This is a genomic window from Vibrio sp. 10N.261.51.A4, from assembly GCF_041471945.1.
GTDB lineage: Bacteria > Pseudomonadota > Gammaproteobacteria > Enterobacterales > Vibrionaceae > Vibrio > Vibrio crassostreae_C.
In genome coordinates, this window is sequence record NZ_JBFRPJ010000007.1 from 37,451 (window position 1) to 56,896 (window position 19,446).

Consider the following 19,446-nt stretch of genomic DNA (forward strand, 5'->3'; position numbering starts at 1 on the left):
AATTAAAACTCGGTATGAGCTGAGAACAATTGCTGATGCATTTTCTGCGCAAGATCATCAGTCATCGATGAAATGTAATCGGCTATCACGCGCATTTTTCGAGACTCATCTTGATGTTGTAGCCATTGCTTCTTGATGGGCAGTGGCAGCAAGCGTTCAGGATCTGCGCTGAATGCTTCAAACATATCCATGATGATCTGTTGACCTTTGTATTCGATGACCTGAACCTGTGGCACTTGAATAACGAACTCGCTGACAAAGTGTTTCAGCTTATCGAGTGTGCCGTCCATGCTCGGCTCGAGCACCGCATTGTAAGCCAACAGTACATTCTCAAAGTTAGCCTCCACTCGCTTAATCGAGATACTGGTCAACAGTGCGTTGACTATCCCACCAATCGCATCCTTTCGACGATACTGTTCACCAGAGAAAAGCATCTCTGTAATTGAATCTAGGTGTTCACAAATCCATGGGTCAGCCATCTCTTTCAGTTGAGGGTAAGCCGATTCGACCCACTGAGCTTTGGTCACAGAGCCAAGCACAATCGCATCTTCTAAATCGTGCACGCCATACGCGATGTCGTCAGCAAGTTCCATGATCGAACAATCCAGTGACTTATATTTGGTCTTGTTGTGCTCAAGTGGCTCGGTATGCGTTTTTCTTTTCTGTTTTAGGAGCTGTTGGTCGCTGCTTGAAAGCGGTTCAAGCACCCAGTTAAACAACTCTTCATCATGATCGTAGATGCCTTTTGCTGGCATCCAATCTTTAGCTCGGAGTTGTCGTTGATGCTTAACGGGTTCAGACTGCAATTTAGCTTGAACCTCACTCAGCAGAGAAGGGTACTTAATTAGACCTAACAAAGTGCGTCGAGATAGGTTCATCCCGTGATGTTCAGTGTAAGGTTCTAGCTGTGTGACTATGCGAAACGTTTGAGCGTTGCCCTCAAAGCCGCCGTGGTCGCGCATCATGTAGTTGAGTGCGACTTCGCCGCCATGTCCATAGGGTGGATGACCGATGTCGTGAGCCAAACACAGTGAATCAATCAAACTGTCTGAGGGTAATAGGTCTCGAAATTCGGGCTGCTTTTTCTTCAGTTGAGCGACGATACCGGTGCCAAGCTGAGCGGCCTCAAGAGAGTGGGTAAGGCGCGTTCGGTGAAAGTCGTTGACCGTGGTGCCATGGATCTGGGTTTTCGCTTGTAAGCGACGGAAAGCAGCAGAGTGAAGCACGCGCGCACGGTCACGCTGATACGGGCTGCGGTGGTCATCCCGTCTTATTTTATGTTCATCGTCATTTCGATGCTGCCATTCTTGTTCGAGTACAAAGGGTGGTTCGAGTTGAGAATTCAAAATAGCACCTATCAAATTGATTTTATTTAGCTAATTAAAAACAACTTATACCCAGCTAGCTTATCTCGTCTAGTGATAATTCAAAGCTCGGTGCGAATGTGGTGAGAAAGTAGTCCATTTCTGGGCTTTTGCGTTGTTCGAGTGTCTCTTCCAATCGGCGCTTGGCTTGCTCGTATTCATGATTGCCCGCACTGAGCTCTTCCAAGCATTTCAGGTACGCACAGATAGTATCTGCCTGCTTGACGATGCTTTGCTCTTCTTTACTCGCAGTACCAGATATTAAGAAGGGGGCGAAGTCGTCTCTGAACTCTTCTGGCAACATCGAAAGCAGTCTTTGTTCTGCCGCGGCTTCTATTTTCTTATACTCTTGTGCAATATCCGGGTTGTAGTATTTAACTGGCGTTGGCAAATCACCCGTCAGTACCTCACTGGTGTCGTGGTACATGCCAAGCAGAGCAATGTGCTCGGGGTTAAGCTGACCATCAAACTTCTTGTTTTTGATCAGTGCCAAGGCGTGTGCCACGAAAGCAACCTGTAGGCTATGTTCTGAAATGTTCTCGCTTGATACCGAACGCATCAGGGGCCAGCGTTGAATTAGCTTCATGCGTGCGAGATGGGCAAAGAAATGGCTCTGTTTCATAAATGTCCTTATAGTACCAATCGTAGTAAATAACTGGTCATCCTAGCTTGTTAAAAAACTCGATAATTATGTTAGAATTTTTGATTGTAGAATAACTACTTATCGAAAAATTCTGCCTTGTTCTCAAGCTTTTTCCCTACGCTATTTCTGAACACTTACTTACTGTGATTGGTATAAACAATACTCCACTCGTATCTTGTGTTTGCACAGGGATACGAGACAGCGGATACAAAAAAGGCTCCTAAACAGGAGCCTTTTAAGCATAGAAGTGAATGAATACAAGTTAAAGTCTTTTAAAACAGCAAATTGTAGCCATCTTTCTTTGTGCTCATTAACCTTCGATGAGGTCGTCTTGGCTGTAAGTCTGTAAGAAGCGCTCTAAACGACCAATTGCGATTTCTAGATCTTCGATGTGCGGCAGAGTCACGATACGGAAGTGATCCGGTTTCGGCCAATTGAAGCCCGTACCTTGAACCAATAGCACCTTCTCTTGCTTAAGGAAGTCGAGTACAAACTTCTGATCGTCTTTGATGTTGTACATGTTGGTGTCGATTTTAGGGAACAGGTACATTGCACCTTTCGGTTTCACACAAGAAACGCCAGGGATCTTGTTGATCAGTTCCCATGCACGGTCACGCTGTTCAAGCAGTCGACCGCCTGGAAGAATCAGCTCATTGATACTCTGATAGCCACCGAGTGCGGTTTGGATAGCGTGTTGCATCGGAACGTTGGCACACAAACGCATTGAGGCCAGCATTTCTAGCCCTTCTACATAGCCTTTCGCTAGGTGTTTAGGGCCTGTTAAGAACATCCAACCACCACGGAAACCACATACACGGTAAGCTTTAGATAGGCCGTTGAACGTGACCATTAATACGTCTTCAGCAAGCGTTGCCACTGAAGTGTGTACCGCACCGTCGTAAAGTACTTTGTCGTAGATTTCATCGGCGAAGATGATCAAACCGTGCTCACGAGCAATCTCAACCACTTGTAATAGGAAATCACGGCTGTATACCGCGCCTGTTGGGTTGTTCGGGTTGATAAGAACGATGCCGCGCGTCTTTGGTGAGATCTTCGCGCGCATGTCGTCTAAATCTGGATACCAATCAGCATCTTCATCACACATGTAGTGAACCGGTGTACCACCAGAAAGCGCAACAGACGCTGTCCATAGTGGGTAATCCGGAGCGGGAACTAAGATTTCATCACCATTATCCAGTAGCGCTTGCATAGACATAACGATAAGCTCTGATGCGCCGTTACCAATGTAAACGTCTTCTACATCAAGGTTACGTAGGCCTTTTTTCTGGTAGTGCTGAACAACCGCTTTGCGGGCTGAATAGATGCCTTTTGAGTCGCAGTAACCTTGAGATGTCGGTAGGTTACGGATTACGTCAACAAGGATTTCATCAGGGGCGTCAAAACCAAATGGGGCGGGGTTACCAATATTAAGCTTCAGTATTTTATGCCCTTCTTCTTCCATGCGCTTAGCATGTTTGAGTACAGGCCCCCTGATTTCGTAGCATACGCTGTTGAGTTTTGACGACATCCCGATATTTTGCATTGCCGATTTCCTGAAATTAATTTAAATACTTTATTAACGTACCGCAAAATGGCGTTTGATAGAATAAAAATCTGATGAATGTCGCATTTCAGTATCACGTTTAGCCTTTTTGTTGTCACTCTTTTCTAAATTTTAATTAATCGCTTTCTTGGTTATTGGCTAAGATGAATAAAGGGGCGGGATCGCTTAAAATCACAGGAATGTTGAAAAGATATAGTACATTCTTGATCTAAGTGGGTACTGCCCATAAAGTATCAAACTAATATAATAATAATTTAGATGTGAACGAGGTCGATTTGTCACATTTCCAGCAAACTATCTCCGCTTTGATTGAGCGAGTACAAAATGCCCAAGCAAGCGAAGTTCGTTGTGTTGAAGTTCTAACGCAAAAACCATCGTTTGCATTTATAGAATGGCTTCATGCTCAACCGCTCTTTCCAAAGTTCTACTGGCAGTCACGCGACACTCGTGAAGAGGTTGTTGCGCTCGGACAGTTACATACGTTTTCAGATCCTGCACCCGCGTACGCTATTCTTGGTGAAGACCAACGAATCTGGGGTGGACGCTCGTTTGATGGGCACACCGCAAAGAACCGTCGCTGCATGGAGTCGTTTTTCTTCCTTCCTCAGGTTGAATTGATCCGCTTTGACAATACTTGGTCGCTGGCGGTTAATTTGTCCCCTGATCGCGTTTCTTCTATTAATGCTTTGAATAAGCTTTCTGTAGAAGCCGCGATATTGGCGCCTTTGTCTGCCCATATTGAACAGATCAATCACGTTCCAGAAAGAGAGCAGTGGGGCAACCTTGTCGATAAAGTGCTGCAAGGCATTAGCGATGAAGAGTACAAAAAAGTCGTTTTAGCACGTAAAACCACACTGCAACTCGATGCGCCTATCTGCGCAGCTCAATTACTTAAAGCCAGCTATCTGCAAAATCACCACAGTTTCCACTTTATGTTGGTGCTGGATTCTAAACACAGTTTCATTGGCTCGACACCAGAGCGCTTATATAGCCGACATGGTACGGAGCTTGATACCGAGGCGCTTGCTGGAACCATTGGTCGCGGAGAGAACGCTACTGAGGATATGGAACTGGCCAACTGGCTTTCTCAAGACAGCAAAAACCTCAATGAGAACCAGTATGTGGTCGACGACATCATTGAGCGTCTCACTCCTCATTCTCAAACGGTCCATGTTGAAAAGGATGCGCGTCTAGTGCGCTTGCGTAAGGTGCAGCATTTGAAGCGCAATATCCATGCTCAGCTCAACAATGGCGTTAATGGTGTGCAGTTGCTTGCTGCCTTACAGCCAACTGCTGCGGTGGCGGGTTTACCTCGTAAAGAGGCGATGGATTTCATTCTTGAACACGAACCGTTTGCACGAGGTTGGTATGCAGGCTCTGTAGGCTATATCAGTCATCAGCGAGCGGAATTCTGCGTGGCGATTCGAAGCGCCTTGATTGTAAACGATCAAGTACAACTGTTTGCTGGCGCGGGGATCGTGCCGGGATCGGTTGCCGAACATGAATGGCAAGAGCTGAACAAGAAGATGTCTACTCTGCTTAGCTTAATTTCAGATCACCCTCCATTGGGTGTCGCGTCATGAATCACGACCAAGCCGTATTAAATAGAGTTTGGTGTCACACGTTACTTGAAGAGCTTGCCCGCAGCGGTGTTGAACATGTTTGCATCGCGCCAGGCTCTCGTTCAACACCATTAACACTCGAAGCCGAAGCTAACTCTAAGCTAACCTTACATACGCACTTTGATGAGCGCGGGCTTGGCTTCTTGGCTTTAGGTTTAGCTAAAGCGAGCAACAAACCCGTTGCGGTGGTTGTTACTTCTGGAACTGCCGTAGCTAACCTTCTACCAGCGACCGCTGAATCTGGATTAACGCGAGAAAAGCTAATCTTGTTGACCTCCGATCGACCGATTGATTTAGTCGACTGTGGTGCCAATCAAGCGATTCAGCAGCAGGGTATCTTTTCGTCTCACGTTGAAACGGCACTAAACCTTCCAAGTCCAACGACACAAGTTTCTTTGAATTGGCTTTTGACGTCGGTTGATAACGCACTGGCGAAACAGCGCAGCGTCGGTGGGGCTATTCATATCAACTGTCCGTTCCCAGAACCGCTTTATTCCGCTAATAGCGCCGAGATGTATGCGGATTATACAAAGAGCGTGGCAGCTTGGAGAGCTTCAACCTGCCTTTACTCGAACACTTATTTGCCCAGTCATTTAATCGCTCAGCCTGTCTCAGCAAGTGATTATGTCGCTCGTAAAGGCGCAGTGATTATTGGTTCTATCGAGAATGAAGCCGCAATTAAAGCCAAGCAGTTTGCGACAGCTTTGGGCTGGCCAGTATTCTGTGACCCTCAATCGGGTGTCAGTAGTGACTGGAAACACTATGATTTATGGATGCAAAGTGACGCAGCCAAAGCACAGCTTAGTCAGTGTGATTTTATTATCCAGTTTGGTGAGCGCATCGTATCTAAGCGTCTTAACCAATGGGTAAAAGAACAAGCTGCCACATTTTGTTCATCGCAGTACATCGTTGTTTCACCAGATGCACATCGTATTAATCAAGATCATCTGCCTCAAACTCATATTGTCGCTGATATCGAACATTGGTTATCAGAGCAACATCTACCAACGCTGTTGGGAGAACATGCTGGCTGGGCGGCATCTTTGGCGGAAGTCGCGAATACGGTTCAGCAGTTAGCGTTGGCGCAAATCTCTAATAACGACCAACTGACAGAGTTGAGCGTTGCCGTTGACTTGTCGTCTAGACTTAAGGGCAGAGAGCTTTTTGTGGGAAATAGCTTGATGGTAAGGCTGGTGGATATGCTGTCATCAATCTCTGCGACTCAAGTCTACAGCAACCGCGGTGCATCGGGCATTGATGGCTTGGTGGCGACGGCTGCGGGAGTGATAAAAGCCAACCAGAATCCTTTGATGATGCTGATTGGTGACACCTCTTTGTTGTACGACCTAAATTCGCTGGCGCTACTTACTCACAGCACAACACCAATGGTTATTGTGGTTACCAATAACGATGGTGGGGCAATCTTTGACTTGTTGCCGGTACCAGAGCAGCAGAAACAGTCACTTTATCAAATGCCTCATGGTTTCAGTTTTGAACACGCTGCTGCGCAGTTCCAACTTGGTTATGCGGCGCCAGAAACTTTGAATTGCTATCAAAACATTATCGAACAACATTTCGAACAGGGTCAGGGTACCTTGCTCGTAGAAGTTAAGACGCCTCCCGAACAAGCGTCTACTTTGCTGAAGCAATTCAGCTCAATGCTCACCGAGGCATTAGCCTAAGGACTTTACATGCTTTACTCCAATTATTACCCAGCAGTACAAGAATCTTCTGACAAACCTTTGCTTGTTTTTTTACATGGTTTACTCGGAAGCGGGGATGATTGGAGTGCATGCCACCCCTTCCTCGAAGACTTTCCTCGTCTTTGCATAGATTTGCCCGGACACGGACAAAGCCGGTTTATCGACCCTGTAGGCTTTGATCATTGCTGTACCAAGATAGTTCAGTGCATCACATCTCAGCTGGCTCTCAACGATCTTCCTGTCGATTATCCTATCGTGGTGATTGGGTATTCTATGGGGGGAAGGCTTGCCATGTATGGGGTAACAAGCCCTTGCTTCGAAACTCTTAACTTAGAGAAAGTCATCATTGAAGGTGGCAACTTTGGCTTGGAATGTGATGAAGAAAGAGCACAAAGGTTAGTACACGATACGCAATGGGCTGTTCGCTTTGCACAGCAGTCGATTGAAGATGTTTTAGACGATTGGTATCAACAAAGCGTCTTTTCTTCACTAAATCATGAGCAAAGACAAACTTTGGTCATAAAGCGTAGTGGTAACCTTGGAGTATCCGTAGCAAATATGTTGTTATCTACTTCGTTAGCTAAGCAACCGGATTTACGTGCCACATTGAAATCTCATGAGCATTTATTGCATTATGTATGTGGAGAAAAAGATCGTAAATTCATGGAGCTAGCTGAGAATAGTGGCTTTGAATATAGTCAGGTGGATTACGCGGGTCATAATGTTCATTTTGAGCAACCAGAGATGTTTTCAAATCTGATCATCCAATGTATCGCCAGTCGTTGATGAACTGACTGAGCGAACCTCTCGTATCAAGCGCTATAGAAAGCAGAGCAACACCGTCGCGACTCTACGCTAGTCGCGCTCTCTAATAGAACAATGGGAATCATCATGGCTAAAACAGTAGGCATCACAGAAGAAGAACTTTACGCAGCCGTTAACTGGCGCGATGAAAGCAGTCAATATGAAGATATTCAATACCACAAGTCTGATGACGGTATTGCGAAAATCACGATTGCTCGCCCTCAAGTGCACAATGCGTTCCGTCCACAAACCGTAAAAGAGATGATCAATGCACTGGCTGATGCTCGTTATGACGAGAAAGTTGGCGTAATCATTTTGACTGGTCTTGGTGAGAAGGCGTTCTGTTCTGGTGGTGACCAAAGTATCCGTGGTGACTACGGCGGTTACCAAGATGACTCAGGTACGCACCACTTGAATGTACTTGATTTCCAACGTCAAATTCGTACTTGTCCAAAACCAGTTATCGCAGCGGTATCGGGTTGGGCAGTCGGTGGCGGTCATGTACTTCACATGATGGCAGACCTTACTATTGCAGCTGAAAACGCGCAGTTCGGTCAGACGGGTCCTAAAGTGGGTTCTTTCGATGGCGGTTGGGGTGCTTCTTACATGGCTCGTATCGTTGGTCAAAAGAAAGCACGTGAAATCTGGTTCTTGTGCCGCTTCTACGATGCACAAGAAGCACTGGACATGGGCCTTGTAAACACCGTTGTTCCTGTTGCTGACCTAGAAAAAGAGACAGTTCGTTGGTGTCGTGAAGTGCTTCAACACAGCCCAATGGCACTGCGTTGCTTGAAAGCGGCACTGAACGCTGACTGTGATGGTCAAGCAGGCTTACAAGAGTTGGCTGGTAACGCAACCATGATGTTCTACATGACAGAGGAAGGCCAAGAAGGCCGCAACGCATTCAACGAGAAACGTCGACCGGACTTCGACAAGTTCCCGCGTAATCCATAGTCTTTCTCCTCTTCAAAATGAGTCGCTAATAGCGGCTCGTTTTGTTTTGATGTTCCCCGTTTTTTAGGAAACTTTATGAACTCAGTGAATTCTCAGCGTCACGCTAAACTTTACCGTTATCAATTACCTATGGATAGTGGTGTGGTTCTTCGTGACAATAAGTTGAACGAACGTGTTGGCTATATCATCCAACTTGAGTGTGATGGTAAAACTGGTTTTGGCGAAGTTGCGCCTTTGCCCGGTTTTAGCCAAGAAGATGCCGAACAAGCTGGCATTCAGCTTCAACACGAATTAGAGCTTTGGAGCCACAATAAGCCTCAAACGCCTTTCGACGAGCTGTATCCTTCTGTCGCGTTTGGCTTTTCAATGGCGATGATGGAATTGCGAGGCGATCTTAACGCTCAAGGTAACTACCAAGCGGCGCCTTTGTGTACAGGCGATCCAGATGAACTGATTCCTGTATTGAATGAGATGGTAGGCGAGAAGGTCGCGAAAGTGAAAGTCGGCCTCTACGAAGCGATTCGCGATGGCATGTTGGTTAGCTTATTCCTTGAGTCGATCCCTGATTTGACTCTAAGACTTGATGCCAACCGTGCGTGGAAGCCAGAGAAAGCGAAGCAATTCATTAAATACATTTCGCCGTCAATGCGCCAGCGTATAAGCTTTATCGAAGAGCCTTGCCAAAAGCCAGAAGACAGTTTGGCCTTTGCCATTGACCATGGTGTGGCGATTGCGTGGGACGAGACACTGCAAGAAGCGGTGCGCAGCCCGGAATTTGATCTTAGCGACCTTACTGGTGTTAAAGCAGTCGTGATCAAGCCAACTCTTATTGGTTCTGTCGAGCGTTGCGTGGCAATCATTGAGCGAGCACAGAAGCTTGGAATGAAACCTGTATTGAGCTCAAGCATTGAGTCGAGCCTAGGTCTGACTCAGATTGCTCGTCTGGCGCAGCAATATTTGCCAAATGAAGTGCCGGGGTTGGATACGATTGGCTTGTTCAAGCAGCAGCTAGAGGTTTCTTGGCCGGGCTGTCAGTTGCCTGTCTCTACGCTTGAAAAGCAACAATTGATTTGGTCTTCTTAGACCGAGCTATTTGAATGGCTATTTAGTTAGCTTAACAAGTTCTTAATCTATTTTTGGTTATCATATGATGCGCCCACAATCTAATCATCCCCCGCTCTGGGTAAAGTGGGCGCAGCAAAACCCACTTCAACCAGCGTTAGTGACCACTCACCGCACTTATACTTGGCAGCAAGTGTTTGTGTTGGTTAGTGAGTACCAACAACAGCTATCTCATCAAGGCCTATCTGAAGGTGATGTACTGACGATTGTTGGTAAGAATCAAGCTGAAGTGATCCCTGTTTATCTTGCCGCACTCAATTTGGGTGTGGTTTGTGCGTTTACGATGCCTCAGCCTAGTTTACGCCTGAAGCAAAAGCTCGATTCCTTATATCAAGCAGATCAACAGAGCTACCTTTGGCTCTTGGGCAATAGCGGAATAGAGCAATCAGAGACTGCCGATTTGAATACTCAGTTGGTGACCTTGCCTTGCCTAAGTGAACTGAAGTTTGATGGTGATGATGAGCAGATAACGACACCTCAAGAATCCAATTTCAATCCGCAAAATCTAGCGAGCATCGTATTCACTTCAGGTTCTACCGGAAACCCAAAAGCGGTCGCTCATACACTTGAGCAGCACCTATGCTCTGCGTCAGGGCTGCTTGAGGTGTTTCGTTATCAACAAGGTGACACGTGGTTACTGAGTTTACCTATGTACCATGTGTCGGGGCTGGCGATAGTTCATCGTTGGTTGGCGGCTGGTGGTTGCATCAAAATAGGCACAGGTCAGCTTGAAACCGATATAGAAGAATGCAGTCATGCTTCATTGGTCGCTACTCAACTACATCGATTGTTAAAGAGTAAGCAAGCACTTACTTTAACGCATGTACTTTTGGGTGGTAGTCATATACCAGAAGCACTTGGGCTCGAAGCTCAACAAATGGGCATCGAAACATGGCTTGGATACGGCATGACTGAAGCGGCTTCAACCGTGACCGCGAAGCCCGTTGATGCCGGCAGCACCGCCGGTTTTGTCCTTAACCATCGCCAGCTAAAAATTGAAGAACAACGTATCTTTATTGGTGGCGAGACGCTCGCGTCCGGGTATTACTATCAAGGTAACTTAACGCCATTAGTTGATAAGAGCGGTTGGTTTGATAGCAAAGATCTTGGTGAGTGGCTTGGCGAACAAGTGTCGATTATTGGCCGTGCCGACAACCAGTTTATTTCTGGTGGTGAGAACATTCATTGCGAAGAAATTGAGCGAGTACTCAATCAATTGTCTGAGGTTAATCAGGCTTTTATTGTTCCCATTGAAGATGATGAGTTCGGATTTCGACCTGCAGCGATTGTCGATTGTGCTGAGTTGCCAACCAAAGAGTGGTTTATCGAGCAGTTAACTGGTCGTCTTGAACGGTTCAAATTTCCTATTGAGTATTATCGAATGCCTCAGCAGGAACAACATGGTATTAAGGTTTCGCGCGCTGGATTGGCGCAGTGGTTACAGCAGACCCGTTCTAAATAGAGCGAAGAGCAATAAAATGAAGCGCAATACACGGTGACTAGTCGTAATTGCGCTTCAGGGGGTTGTGACGGTGGTGAAGCCGTCACAAATTCTAATTATTTATCGTGTCATTCAAGATTTGGCGTTAAGCGAGTGCCTTCTTCATTTGTTCAGCGACTTTATCTACCTTACCTAGACCAATGATAACTTGTAGACCACCTTTCCCAACCGGTACCACACCTGCCGCACCGAGTTTCTTCAGTTTCTCGCTGTCTGCTGCACCTGAGTCTTTCACAGTTAAGCGTAGACGAGTAATACAGTTATCGACTTCTAGAATGTTGTCTGCACCGCCAACCGCTTCAATGTAGCTGTTGGTTAGGTTAGCCAATGCTTCTGGCGTTTCAGTTTCTTTTTCTGCTTCCATCTCTTCACCACGACCTGGAGTACGTAGGTTGAACTTGATGATAGCGAAGCGGAAAATACCGTAGTAAAGCGCGAAGAACACCACACCTTGAACCAGTAGCATGTACCAGTTAACCGCGAGTGGGTTTTGGCTTGATAGTACTAGGTCAACGAAACCAGCAGAGAAGCCGAAGCCTGCCATCCATTCCATGCTTGCTGCAATGTAAAGCGATAGGCCTGTTAATACTGCGTGCAGTAGGAACAACACGGGTGCTAGGAACATGAAGCTGAATTCTAGTGGCTCTGTGATACCCGTGAAGAATGAAGCCATAGCTGCCGCAAGCATGATTGCGAATACTTGGTTTTTGTTTTTCGCATCAGAACAGTGATACATCGCCAATGCTGCTGCTGGTAGGCCAAACATCATGATAGGGAAGAAGCCCGCTTGGTACATGCCAGTTTTACCTGGAATACCCGTACCGTTAGCGATAGATTGCGCGCCGCCTAAGAAGTTTGGAATGTCGTTAATACCAACAACGTCGAACCAGAACACAGGGTAAAGAGCGTGGTGCATACCTACTGATAGGAACAAACGGTTGAAGAAACCAAACAGACCAGCACCCACCGCACCCATGCTTTCTAGTTTAATACCCAGAACGATCAGAGCGTCGTAAACAGCTGGCCAGATGTAAAGTAGAGCAAAAGAGAGAGCCATACCTGCGATTGAGGTCAGGATAGGAACCAAACGCTTACCGCTGAAGAACGCTAGAGCTTGAGGAAGTTCAACCGTTGAGTAGCGGTTGTAGATCTCAGCAGAGATGATACCCACAATGATACCTACGAATTGGTTGCTGATTTTGCCAAATGCCGCAGGCACTTCACTGAGTTCAACATCCATTAACTGAGCAACAGAGCCCGGAGCAAGTAGCGTGGTGACGACGAGGAACATCACAAAGCCAGACAGTGCCGCAGAACCATTCTTATCACGGCTCAAACCAAATGCGACACCCACCGCGAATAGAACCGCCATGTTGTCGATGATCGCGCCACCAGATTTGATCAAGAATGCGGCTAAGATACTTTCAGAACCCCAACCAACAGGATCCAACCAATAGCCGATCCCCATAAGGATTGCTGCAGCTGGCAGTGTGGCTACGGGAACCATCAATGCCTTACCTACTTTTTGCATATACCCGAGTATATTCATATGTGCCCCTAAGTTTGTAATTAATTTTTTTAATGTTTCTGCTCGTCAACGTATGGAGTCAAATATTGATCGAGGCAGGATTTTAAGTAACTGCGGTTATTAAAAACTTATTTCTTGATGCAAACAAACGAAACGGGTAGTAGTATGAATTAAAATTTTTAATGCATGAGTTCGTATGGCTAACCATCAATCTTTACTTAGAAATCTTCATACTTTTAATGTTGCTGCAGAGAAAATGAGCTTTACGCTAGCGGCTAGAAAGTTGCATTTGACTCAGGGAGCCGTTAGCCATCGAATCAAAGTGTTAGAAGGTGAACTCGGATTTAACTTGTTTGTGCGAGGGACTCGTAAATTGGAACTAACGGAAGAAGGTCAGCGCTTTCAACGAACGTTATCCAAGTCGTTAAGCTCTATTTTTGGTGAGATCGAAGACATTACCAACACAGACTTGTATGGACAGATCAATATCGGTACCAGTCCTGCATTTGCCAACAGTTGGTTACTGCCGAGGTTGGCTGATTTTAAACAGCGATACCCAAAGTTTAATCTCAATATTTTCTCGCAAGAAGAGCAGGATTTTCATCAAAATCATCTCGATGTCGCTATTTACTATGGTGCTGAAAATCTCAAAGACATGCATCGACAGCGCCTGTTTGGTGAAAAGTATATTCCGGTATGTACACCGAGTTACGCGGCTGAACACGACATCTTTGATGATGGCTTAGAATCGCTGCACCGGATTAATTTCATTCATGCACTAGGGTCAGATGTATGGCAGCGTTGGATTAAACACCACGGCTTAGATGTGAACTTGTTTGAGCAATTTTACTGTGTGAGCCACCGGGATATGGGCGTAAGAAGTGCCCTCAGCAATATCGGTGTCGCGATGGGGCGCTATCATTTTGTTAAGCAGTATGTTCAGACTGGTGAGCTGATAACACCTTATCCGAGCATGGATACAGACCAAGGGTATGACTTAATCTGCCCGCTAGGCACGGAAAAACGCCCTAAGGTAAGAACCTTTATTAAGTGGTTAGAAGGGCAGTTGCGCTAGGTTAGTTAATTTAGCAATTAGATAGTTCAAAACAGAATTTATTATCTTTATAACCATCCATCATAATAAGCCATATAAATAACGGATTATAGAATAAGGTCTTATTATGAAAATTGCCCTCACCATTGCGGTTTTACTGCAGATAGGCCAAGCAATCATCTCGTCAGGGTTGACTCGTTCGTTGGCTGAGCTCACCGCATTTGTGTTGGTTGTGGTACTTGTTTTAATGAAAAGAGAGAGCAAGAAGAGTGATAAGCCCCTGTTTGATTCGTGATTGTTACAACAAAGAATACCCTTACCACAAACGATAAAGGCAAAGCCCATTGGAGCTTTGCCTTTTTGTTTTTCTGCTCGCTAACCCGAGTGTCTAGGTAACCAGACAGTCATCTAAAGCGTTTCTATGCAGGCTAAGCGAGAGTTAACCACGCCAATGAACCCGTTGAGATCATGACCCACATTGTAATACCAAACATCAGTGGTTTCGGCCCTGCCGCTTTTAACTTCTCAACTGAAATACCACAGCCAATTAAGAACAAACACACGACCAGTGCTCGCTTAGACACATCAAAGATTCCTTGATAGACCATCTCAAATTGTGGCAGTAAGTCACTCACCGCGATAGCGGCGCAATAGAAGAAAATGAAGTAGGGAACCGTAATCTTCTTTTGATCGTTCTTGAAGATCATCGCACTAATTAAAGCGATTGGGATGATCCAAAGTGCGCGAGCGAGCTTCAATGTTGTCGCTGTCGTCAGTGCTTCTTCGCCATACGCTGAAGCTGCACCTACTACAGAAGACGTATCGTGAATCGCTATCGCTGCCCAAGTACCAAATGTTTGTTGGCTGACCTCAAGCGCGTGACCAATCATCGGGAATAAGAATAGAGCAACCGAGTTCAACACGAATACGGTGGCTAATGCCAAGCCAATCTGTTCATCGTCTGCTTTGATCGCGGGTGCCACTGCTGCTATCGCGCTACCACCACAAATCGCGGTACCAGAAGATATAAGATAGCCCGTAGTGCGGTCTAGCCCCATTTGTTTCGCCAAGAACCAACCAATGACTAATGTACCGATAATCGTCGTTACAATGAGCCCAATACCATCGCCTGTTACTGCTAATGCTTTTTCAAACTGAATACCAAAACCCAAGCCAACAATAGAGTAGGCCAGTAGCTTTTTGGTAAGTTTGCCGACTTCCAAGTGTTCAGGGACTAATCCTAAACTAGCAAGCAGGAAACCGATAACCAGGGCTGTCGGTGAGCTAACCCAAGGCGTTAAGCAAAACAGTGCAGCAAGATAAAATGGAACGGACTTTTTTAGGTTCATTGTATTTAGAGTCTTGTTTTGTTGTGGCGTTATTGTGATGAGACCACTATACGTTCAATAAAATGATAAGTAAGTCTAAATGAATTGAACAAACGTTAAGGAAAACTTAACGCTTGTTCAACTGATATGAATAAAGGGCTGGTTAACTAGCGTAATGATCCGCGAAGGTCAGAGACTGACTGTCGAAGCGTTTCACAAGAGGCTTGTTTAGGTGAAATCGGCTCGCCAGCTTCTATCTCTAGCTTAGTCCAGAAGCGAGTGGGTAACCCTTTGCAGGCACGGCCTTTGTAACGACTAAAGTAGCTACCCCATAATCCTTTAAGAGCCATAGGAATCACTGGGACAGGGGAACGTTTGATGATCAGCTCCATACCACGCATGAACTCAGCCATTTCGCCATCAGAGGTGAGCTTTCCTTCTGGGAAAATACACACGATGTGATCTTCATGCAGGGCACGCTCTACTTCTTTGAAAGCGTTTCGAATCGAGTTGCGGTTGGTCGCGGAGATTGGAATCACCCCAGCTCTTTTCAAGAAGCGTCGAATTGGCGGCAACTTGGTGTAATCCTCTTCCATCACAAAACGGATCAAGCGAGGGCAAACCGCACTCAGCAGCAGTGCATCCATATAACTCACATGGTTGCAGACAATCAACGCACCGCCCTTTTCTGGCAGGTGATGTAAGTTCTTATGTTTAACTCTGTACATGGTGTGAGTGACCACCCACGTAAAGAAGCGGAAAGCGTAGATAGGCACCTGATAAAACAGGTACAGCATCACCAAAGTGTTGCCCACTGCGAGCAAGATAAACAGCTGCGGAATTGAAAGATCTAGAACACTAAGGCAAACAATACCTAATACCGCACTTCCCACCATGAACAGTGAGTTGTAGATATTGAGCCCGGCAATCACTTGGGCACGCTCGTCGGGCTTGGCACGTAACTGCATCAGTGAATACAGAGGAACAATAAAGACACCGCCAGAGATACCCAGAAGCAGAAGGTAAGCAAACAGTGGCCACAGCTCTGAGTAGGTTACGAATTGATGGAAAGAACTAAAGTCAGGCAAAGACTCCGGGATGGATATCGCTATCAGAAGACCGAAGATCGAGATACCTAAGCTGCCCATTGGCACGATGCCGATTTCAATTCGGTGATTAGATAACTTATCACAAGCTAAAGAGCCGATTGCAATGCCTACCGAGAATAGTGCCAGTAAAAAGGCGACGGAGCTTTCAGTGCCGTTTAGATGCAGTTTAGTGAAGTTGGGAAACTGAGTTAGGTAAGCCGCACCAAGGAACCAGAACCAGCTGATAGACATCAGAGCTTGAAAGGTCGGGCGATCTTTTTTTGCAATCGCCAGTGTCGCGCGGGTCAGTTTTACAGGTTGCCACTTTACTTTAAGGTCTGGTGCATTACTTGGCGCTTGTGGGATAAACCAGCTTGATACATAGCCAAGCACGGCGAACGAAACAATACACACCGCAGCAATGAGCTTCGCGCCTTCTTCAGATGCAATGATGCCTGCGCCGAGAGTACCAATCAGGATCGCTAAGAATGTACCTGTCTCGACGAGAGCGTTACCAGATACCAGTTCTTTTGTTTCTAATTGTTGTGGAAGCAGGGCGTATTTCACCGGACCAAAGAAAGCACTCTGCGTTCCCATAAGGAACAGGAGCAGAAGTAATATCCCGTAGCTTTCGTAGATGAATCCGATCGCACCCAGTGACATGATCACTACTTCGAGGAGCTTAACTTTACGGATAAACCACGATTTTTCGTATTTGTCGGCCAGTACACCTGCTAAAGCTGAAAATAGGAAGAAGGGCAGAATAAAAAGGCCTGCGGCCAAATTAATGAATAGATTGCTGGAAATAGGCAGCGTGTCTACGCTTGCGAAAGCAACAAACAGTAACAGGACATTTTTGAATATGTTGTCGTTAAAGGCTCCTAGAAATTGGGTAATAAAGTAGGGTAGGAACCTTTTTTGCGTTAACAGCGAAGATTGGCTGCTGTTGTTCATTGTCTTTCCTTGGATGATTACCAGTTGGTTAAGTAGTTTGAGACTAGGTTATTGATCAGCTCTTTACCATCAATAGGCTCAGAGGCGAAAAATTTATCATCAACGCTAAGTAGAGTAATTCCGTGTACTCCAGACCATAATACACGGCTGGCTTTAACAACTTCGCTTTTCGTATGTTCAGGAGCAATCGCTACTAGCAACTGTTCTAGCATGCCTGTCATTCTATCGATGCGGTTCGATTGCCATTCAGGAAGGTTTTCACCGTTCATGTTGTGCTCAAAGATAAGCTGCCAACGGTGAGGGTGTCTCTGTGCAAAATCGTGGTAGCAGTAGGCAAGGTTGAATAGAGCTTGTTGAGGGTTGCTCGATTGTTCAACAGTTGCAGCGGATTCTGACGCCAGTTCATCTAATGTTTGAGCGACCACATGCAAAAGCAGTAGGTTGTAATTACCAAATACATTTACTAAGGTACTTGGAACGTAACCAATCATATTGGCGATTTTACGTAGACTTAGCTCGTGATAAGAGTGCTCTTCTAAGAAGTCGGTCACCGTTTTTAAGGTTAATTGCACTAATTGTTCGCGAGTATGATCGTTTCGTCTTGCCATGGGTACTTTCTATTAAATGAACATCGTTCAATATTTTAATGCTGCCCCAGAGTGCCGTCAATCCCTTCGCTAGTTTAGTAATCAATTAATAGCCGCAATATTATGATACATGTGTAAACACGGTGAATATTTCATTGTTCTTTGTTAACGAGTATGATTAAGGTGTCGAAAGATAAAAAACCTATAAAGGATAATAATGAAACGATTTTTCTCACTAGTCGCGATCCTGTTGGTAACAGTCGCGGTGACGCCAATCGCGGAAGCGAAAAAGTTTGGTGGTGGTAAGTCATTTGGCAAAAGCTTTAAAACGGCTCCAGCACCAAAACAACAAAACACGAATTCGATCCGTCAAGATCAAACAGGTAAGAACACAGCAGCTAACTCTAGCAAGAAAGGCCTTATGGGCGGTCTGCTAGGTGGCTTACTTGCTGGCGGTCTTTTAGCTGCATTCTTTGGTGGCGCATTTGAAGGTATCCAGTTCATGGATATTCTGATTATGGGTCTGATTGCTTTCCTAGCGTTTAAATTCCTACGCGGAATGTTGGGCGCGAAGCAGGGCTCAATGAATCAGCAGAATGCACGTGGCCAACAGCCAGCATTCGGCGGCATGGGTCAGAACAAGTTTGAACAACCTAAGCAACAACCAAATGTTCATAACTTCGAGCAAACACAACCTCAATCACAAGGCGCTGCTGGTGGTTTCGGTTTTGGTGCACAAAGCGATGTTCCACATAACTACCCACCGGGCTTTGATCAAGCGGCATTCATCAATGGTTCTCGTGAGCACTACCGTACACTGCAAGGTGCATGGAATCACAACGAGCTAAACACGATTGAAGAATACGTATCTCCAAGCCTATTTGAAGACCTAAAAGCTGAGCGTAATAAGCTAGACGGTGATCAGCACACAGACGTAATGTTCGTTGATGCTGAAATCGTTCGCGCAGACCACGATGGTAGCAAAGCACAGCTAAGCCTTCAGTTTAGCGGTCGTTACCGTGACACAGCGGATGGCGTTGAAGAAGATATCACTGATATCTGGCATCTAGAGCGTGACCTAACAACTAACAATGCACCTTGGTTAATTGTTGGTATTCAAGGTTAATTCCAGGATTTAACTCAACATCAATAGGATGTAGTTATTCGGAATAACACCAAATAATAGAAAGCCCCTGCTGAGAATCAGCAGGGGCTTTTTTGCGTCTAATGATATGTATCTTAGTTAAAGATTGGATTAACCTGAGACTAACTAACTGATTTTATTTGGATGTAATGAGTAATGACAAAGTTCTTTGAACCCGTATTGGAGCCTGAGGTTACTTTGCAGCAGAAACAGATAATTGCGAACGAATGCGAAGAACATATATCGACCCATTGTTTAGGCTGCGCTGCTTATCTGGCTTGTGAGCGTCATGCAGAAGTATGGGATCACTGATGTTTGAATGGGCTAGATCGCTTAGTTATTTGTAGGAGCGGGTTAGTGTTTAGGAAGTTGAGGGTTGTTTTAGAAGACACGTTTAGTAAGAGATAAAGCTCAGAAACGAAAAAAGCCAACTCAATGAGTTGGCTTTTCGATTTTCCAATTAAGGAGAATATGGTGGAGGGAGAC

The 19,446-nt window shown here is 45.6% G+C and carries 16 protein-coding genes; 9 read left to right on the top strand and 7 right to left on the bottom strand.

From position 1 onward, the window contains the following. Nucleotides 1–2 precede the first annotated feature (2 nt). The 3 genes from AB4384_RS02765 to AB4384_RS02775 all read right to left on the bottom strand — a co-directional run bounded on the left by AB4384_RS02765 (nucleotide 3) and on the right by AB4384_RS02775 (nucleotide 3,550). On the bottom strand, nucleotides 3–1,346 hold the full coding sequence (locus AB4384_RS02765; protein WP_017060614.1) for an anti-phage deoxyguanosine triphosphatase: 1,344 nt from the start codon (nucleotides 1,344–1,346) through the stop codon (nucleotides 3–5). 55 nt (nucleotides 1,347–1,401) lie between these two features. Beyond that, nucleotides 1,402–1,986 carry a 5'-deoxynucleotidase gene (yfbR, locus tag AB4384_RS02770; RefSeq protein ID WP_017060613.1) on the bottom strand — a complete coding sequence of 195 codons (585 nt, stop codon included), beginning with the start codon at nucleotides 1,984–1,986 and terminating at the stop codon, nucleotides 1,402–1,404. Between the two features lie 331 nt (nucleotides 1,987–2,317). Then, a complete protein-coding gene (locus AB4384_RS02775) occupies nucleotides 2,318–3,550 on the bottom strand; it encodes a pyridoxal phosphate-dependent aminotransferase (RefSeq protein WP_017060166.1) in 1,233 nt (410 codons plus the stop codon). 296 nt (nucleotides 3,551–3,846) lie between these two features. On the opposite strand from AB4384_RS02775, the gene AB4384_RS02780 reads away from it, so the two are divergent. From AB4384_RS02780 to menE, 6 genes are all read left to right on the top strand, one after another. Next, nucleotides 3,847–5,154 (top strand): isochorismate synthase MenF, encoded by a 1,308-nt coding sequence (locus AB4384_RS02780; protein ID WP_065583685.1) that lies wholly within the window; start codon nucleotides 3,847–3,849, stop codon nucleotides 5,152–5,154. Further along, the gene (menD, locus tag AB4384_RS02785) at nucleotides 5,151–6,875 is read left to right on the top strand and encodes a 2-succinyl-5-enolpyruvyl-6-hydroxy-3-cyclohexene-1-carboxylic-acid synthase (protein WP_102320181.1); all 1,725 of its coding nucleotides are present in this window, start codon (nucleotides 5,151–5,153) and stop codon (nucleotides 6,873–6,875) included. Before AB4384_RS02780 ends, menD begins: the two co-directional genes overlap by 4 nt. 9 nt (nucleotides 6,876–6,884) lie before the next feature. Then, nucleotides 6,885–7,682 carry a 2-succinyl-6-hydroxy-2,4-cyclohexadiene-1-carboxylate synthase gene (gene menH, locus AB4384_RS02790; RefSeq protein WP_017065885.1) on the top strand — a complete coding sequence of 266 codons (798 nt, stop codon included), beginning with the start codon at nucleotides 6,885–6,887 and terminating at the stop codon, nucleotides 7,680–7,682. A 105-nt stretch (nucleotides 7,683–7,787) separates the two neighbouring features. After that, nucleotides 7,788–8,654: a 1,4-dihydroxy-2-naphthoyl-CoA synthase gene (gene menB, locus AB4384_RS02795; RefSeq protein ID WP_017064079.1), complete on the top strand. Its 867-nt coding sequence runs from the start codon at nucleotides 7,788–7,790 to the stop codon at nucleotides 8,652–8,654. Nucleotides 8,655–8,729: 75 nt separating this feature from the next. Then, a complete protein-coding gene (gene menC / locus AB4384_RS02800; protein ID WP_017060171.1) occupies nucleotides 8,730–9,737 on the top strand; it encodes an o-succinylbenzoate synthase in 1,008 nt (335 codons plus the stop codon). 64 nt (nucleotides 9,738–9,801) lie between these two features. Beyond that, nucleotides 9,802–11,238, top strand: a complete 1,437-nt coding sequence (menE, locus tag AB4384_RS02805; RefSeq protein WP_017060172.1) for an o-succinylbenzoate--CoA ligase — start codon at nucleotides 9,802–9,804, stop codon at nucleotides 11,236–11,238. 124 nt (nucleotides 11,239–11,362) lie between these two features. Here menE and nagE read toward each other — a convergent pair whose 3' ends face one another. After that, nucleotides 11,363–12,808, bottom strand: a complete 1,446-nt coding sequence (gene nagE / locus AB4384_RS02810) for an N-acetylglucosamine-specific PTS transporter subunit IIBC (RefSeq protein ID WP_017064077.1) — start codon at nucleotides 12,806–12,808, stop codon at nucleotides 11,363–11,365. 193 nt (nucleotides 12,809–13,001) lie between these two features. Here nagE and AB4384_RS02815 point away from each other — a divergent pair, with 193 nt between their 5' ends. Next, the gene (locus AB4384_RS02815) at nucleotides 13,002–13,880 is read left to right on the top strand and encodes a LysR substrate-binding domain-containing protein (protein WP_017064076.1); all 879 of its coding nucleotides are present in this window, start codon (nucleotides 13,002–13,004) and stop codon (nucleotides 13,878–13,880) included. Between the two features lie 106 nt (nucleotides 13,881–13,986). Next, nucleotides 13,987–14,154 (top strand): hypothetical protein, encoded by a 168-nt coding sequence (locus AB4384_RS02820; RefSeq protein ID WP_017060175.1) that lies wholly within the window; start codon nucleotides 13,987–13,989, stop codon nucleotides 14,152–14,154. A 133-nt stretch (nucleotides 14,155–14,287) separates the two neighbouring features. On the opposite strand, the gene AB4384_RS02825 is transcribed toward AB4384_RS02820, so the two are convergent. From AB4384_RS02825 to AB4384_RS02835, 3 genes are all read right to left on the bottom strand, one after another. Next, on the bottom strand, nucleotides 14,288–15,208 hold the full coding sequence (locus AB4384_RS02825; protein ID WP_372128849.1) for a YeiH family protein: 921 nt from the start codon (nucleotides 15,206–15,208) through the stop codon (nucleotides 14,288–14,290). Between the two features lie 146 nt (nucleotides 15,209–15,354). Further along, the gene (locus AB4384_RS02830; RefSeq protein ID WP_372128850.1) at nucleotides 15,355–17,229 is read right to left on the bottom strand and encodes an MFS transporter; all 1,875 of its coding nucleotides are present in this window, start codon (nucleotides 17,227–17,229) and stop codon (nucleotides 15,355–15,357) included. 17 nt (nucleotides 17,230–17,246) lie between these two features. Beyond that, complete coding sequence (locus AB4384_RS02835; RefSeq protein WP_048613073.1) at nucleotides 17,247–17,837, bottom strand: TetR/AcrR family transcriptional regulator; 591 nt, start codon at nucleotides 17,835–17,837, stop codon at nucleotides 17,247–17,249. Nucleotides 17,838–18,033: 196 nt separating this feature from the next. Here AB4384_RS02835 and AB4384_RS02840 point away from each other — a divergent pair, with 196 nt between their 5' ends. Then, nucleotides 18,034–18,942: a Tim44 domain-containing protein gene (locus tag AB4384_RS02840; protein WP_372128851.1), complete on the top strand. Its 909-nt coding sequence runs from the start codon at nucleotides 18,034–18,036 to the stop codon at nucleotides 18,940–18,942. The last annotated feature ends 504 nt before the right edge of the window (nucleotides 18,943–19,446 follow it).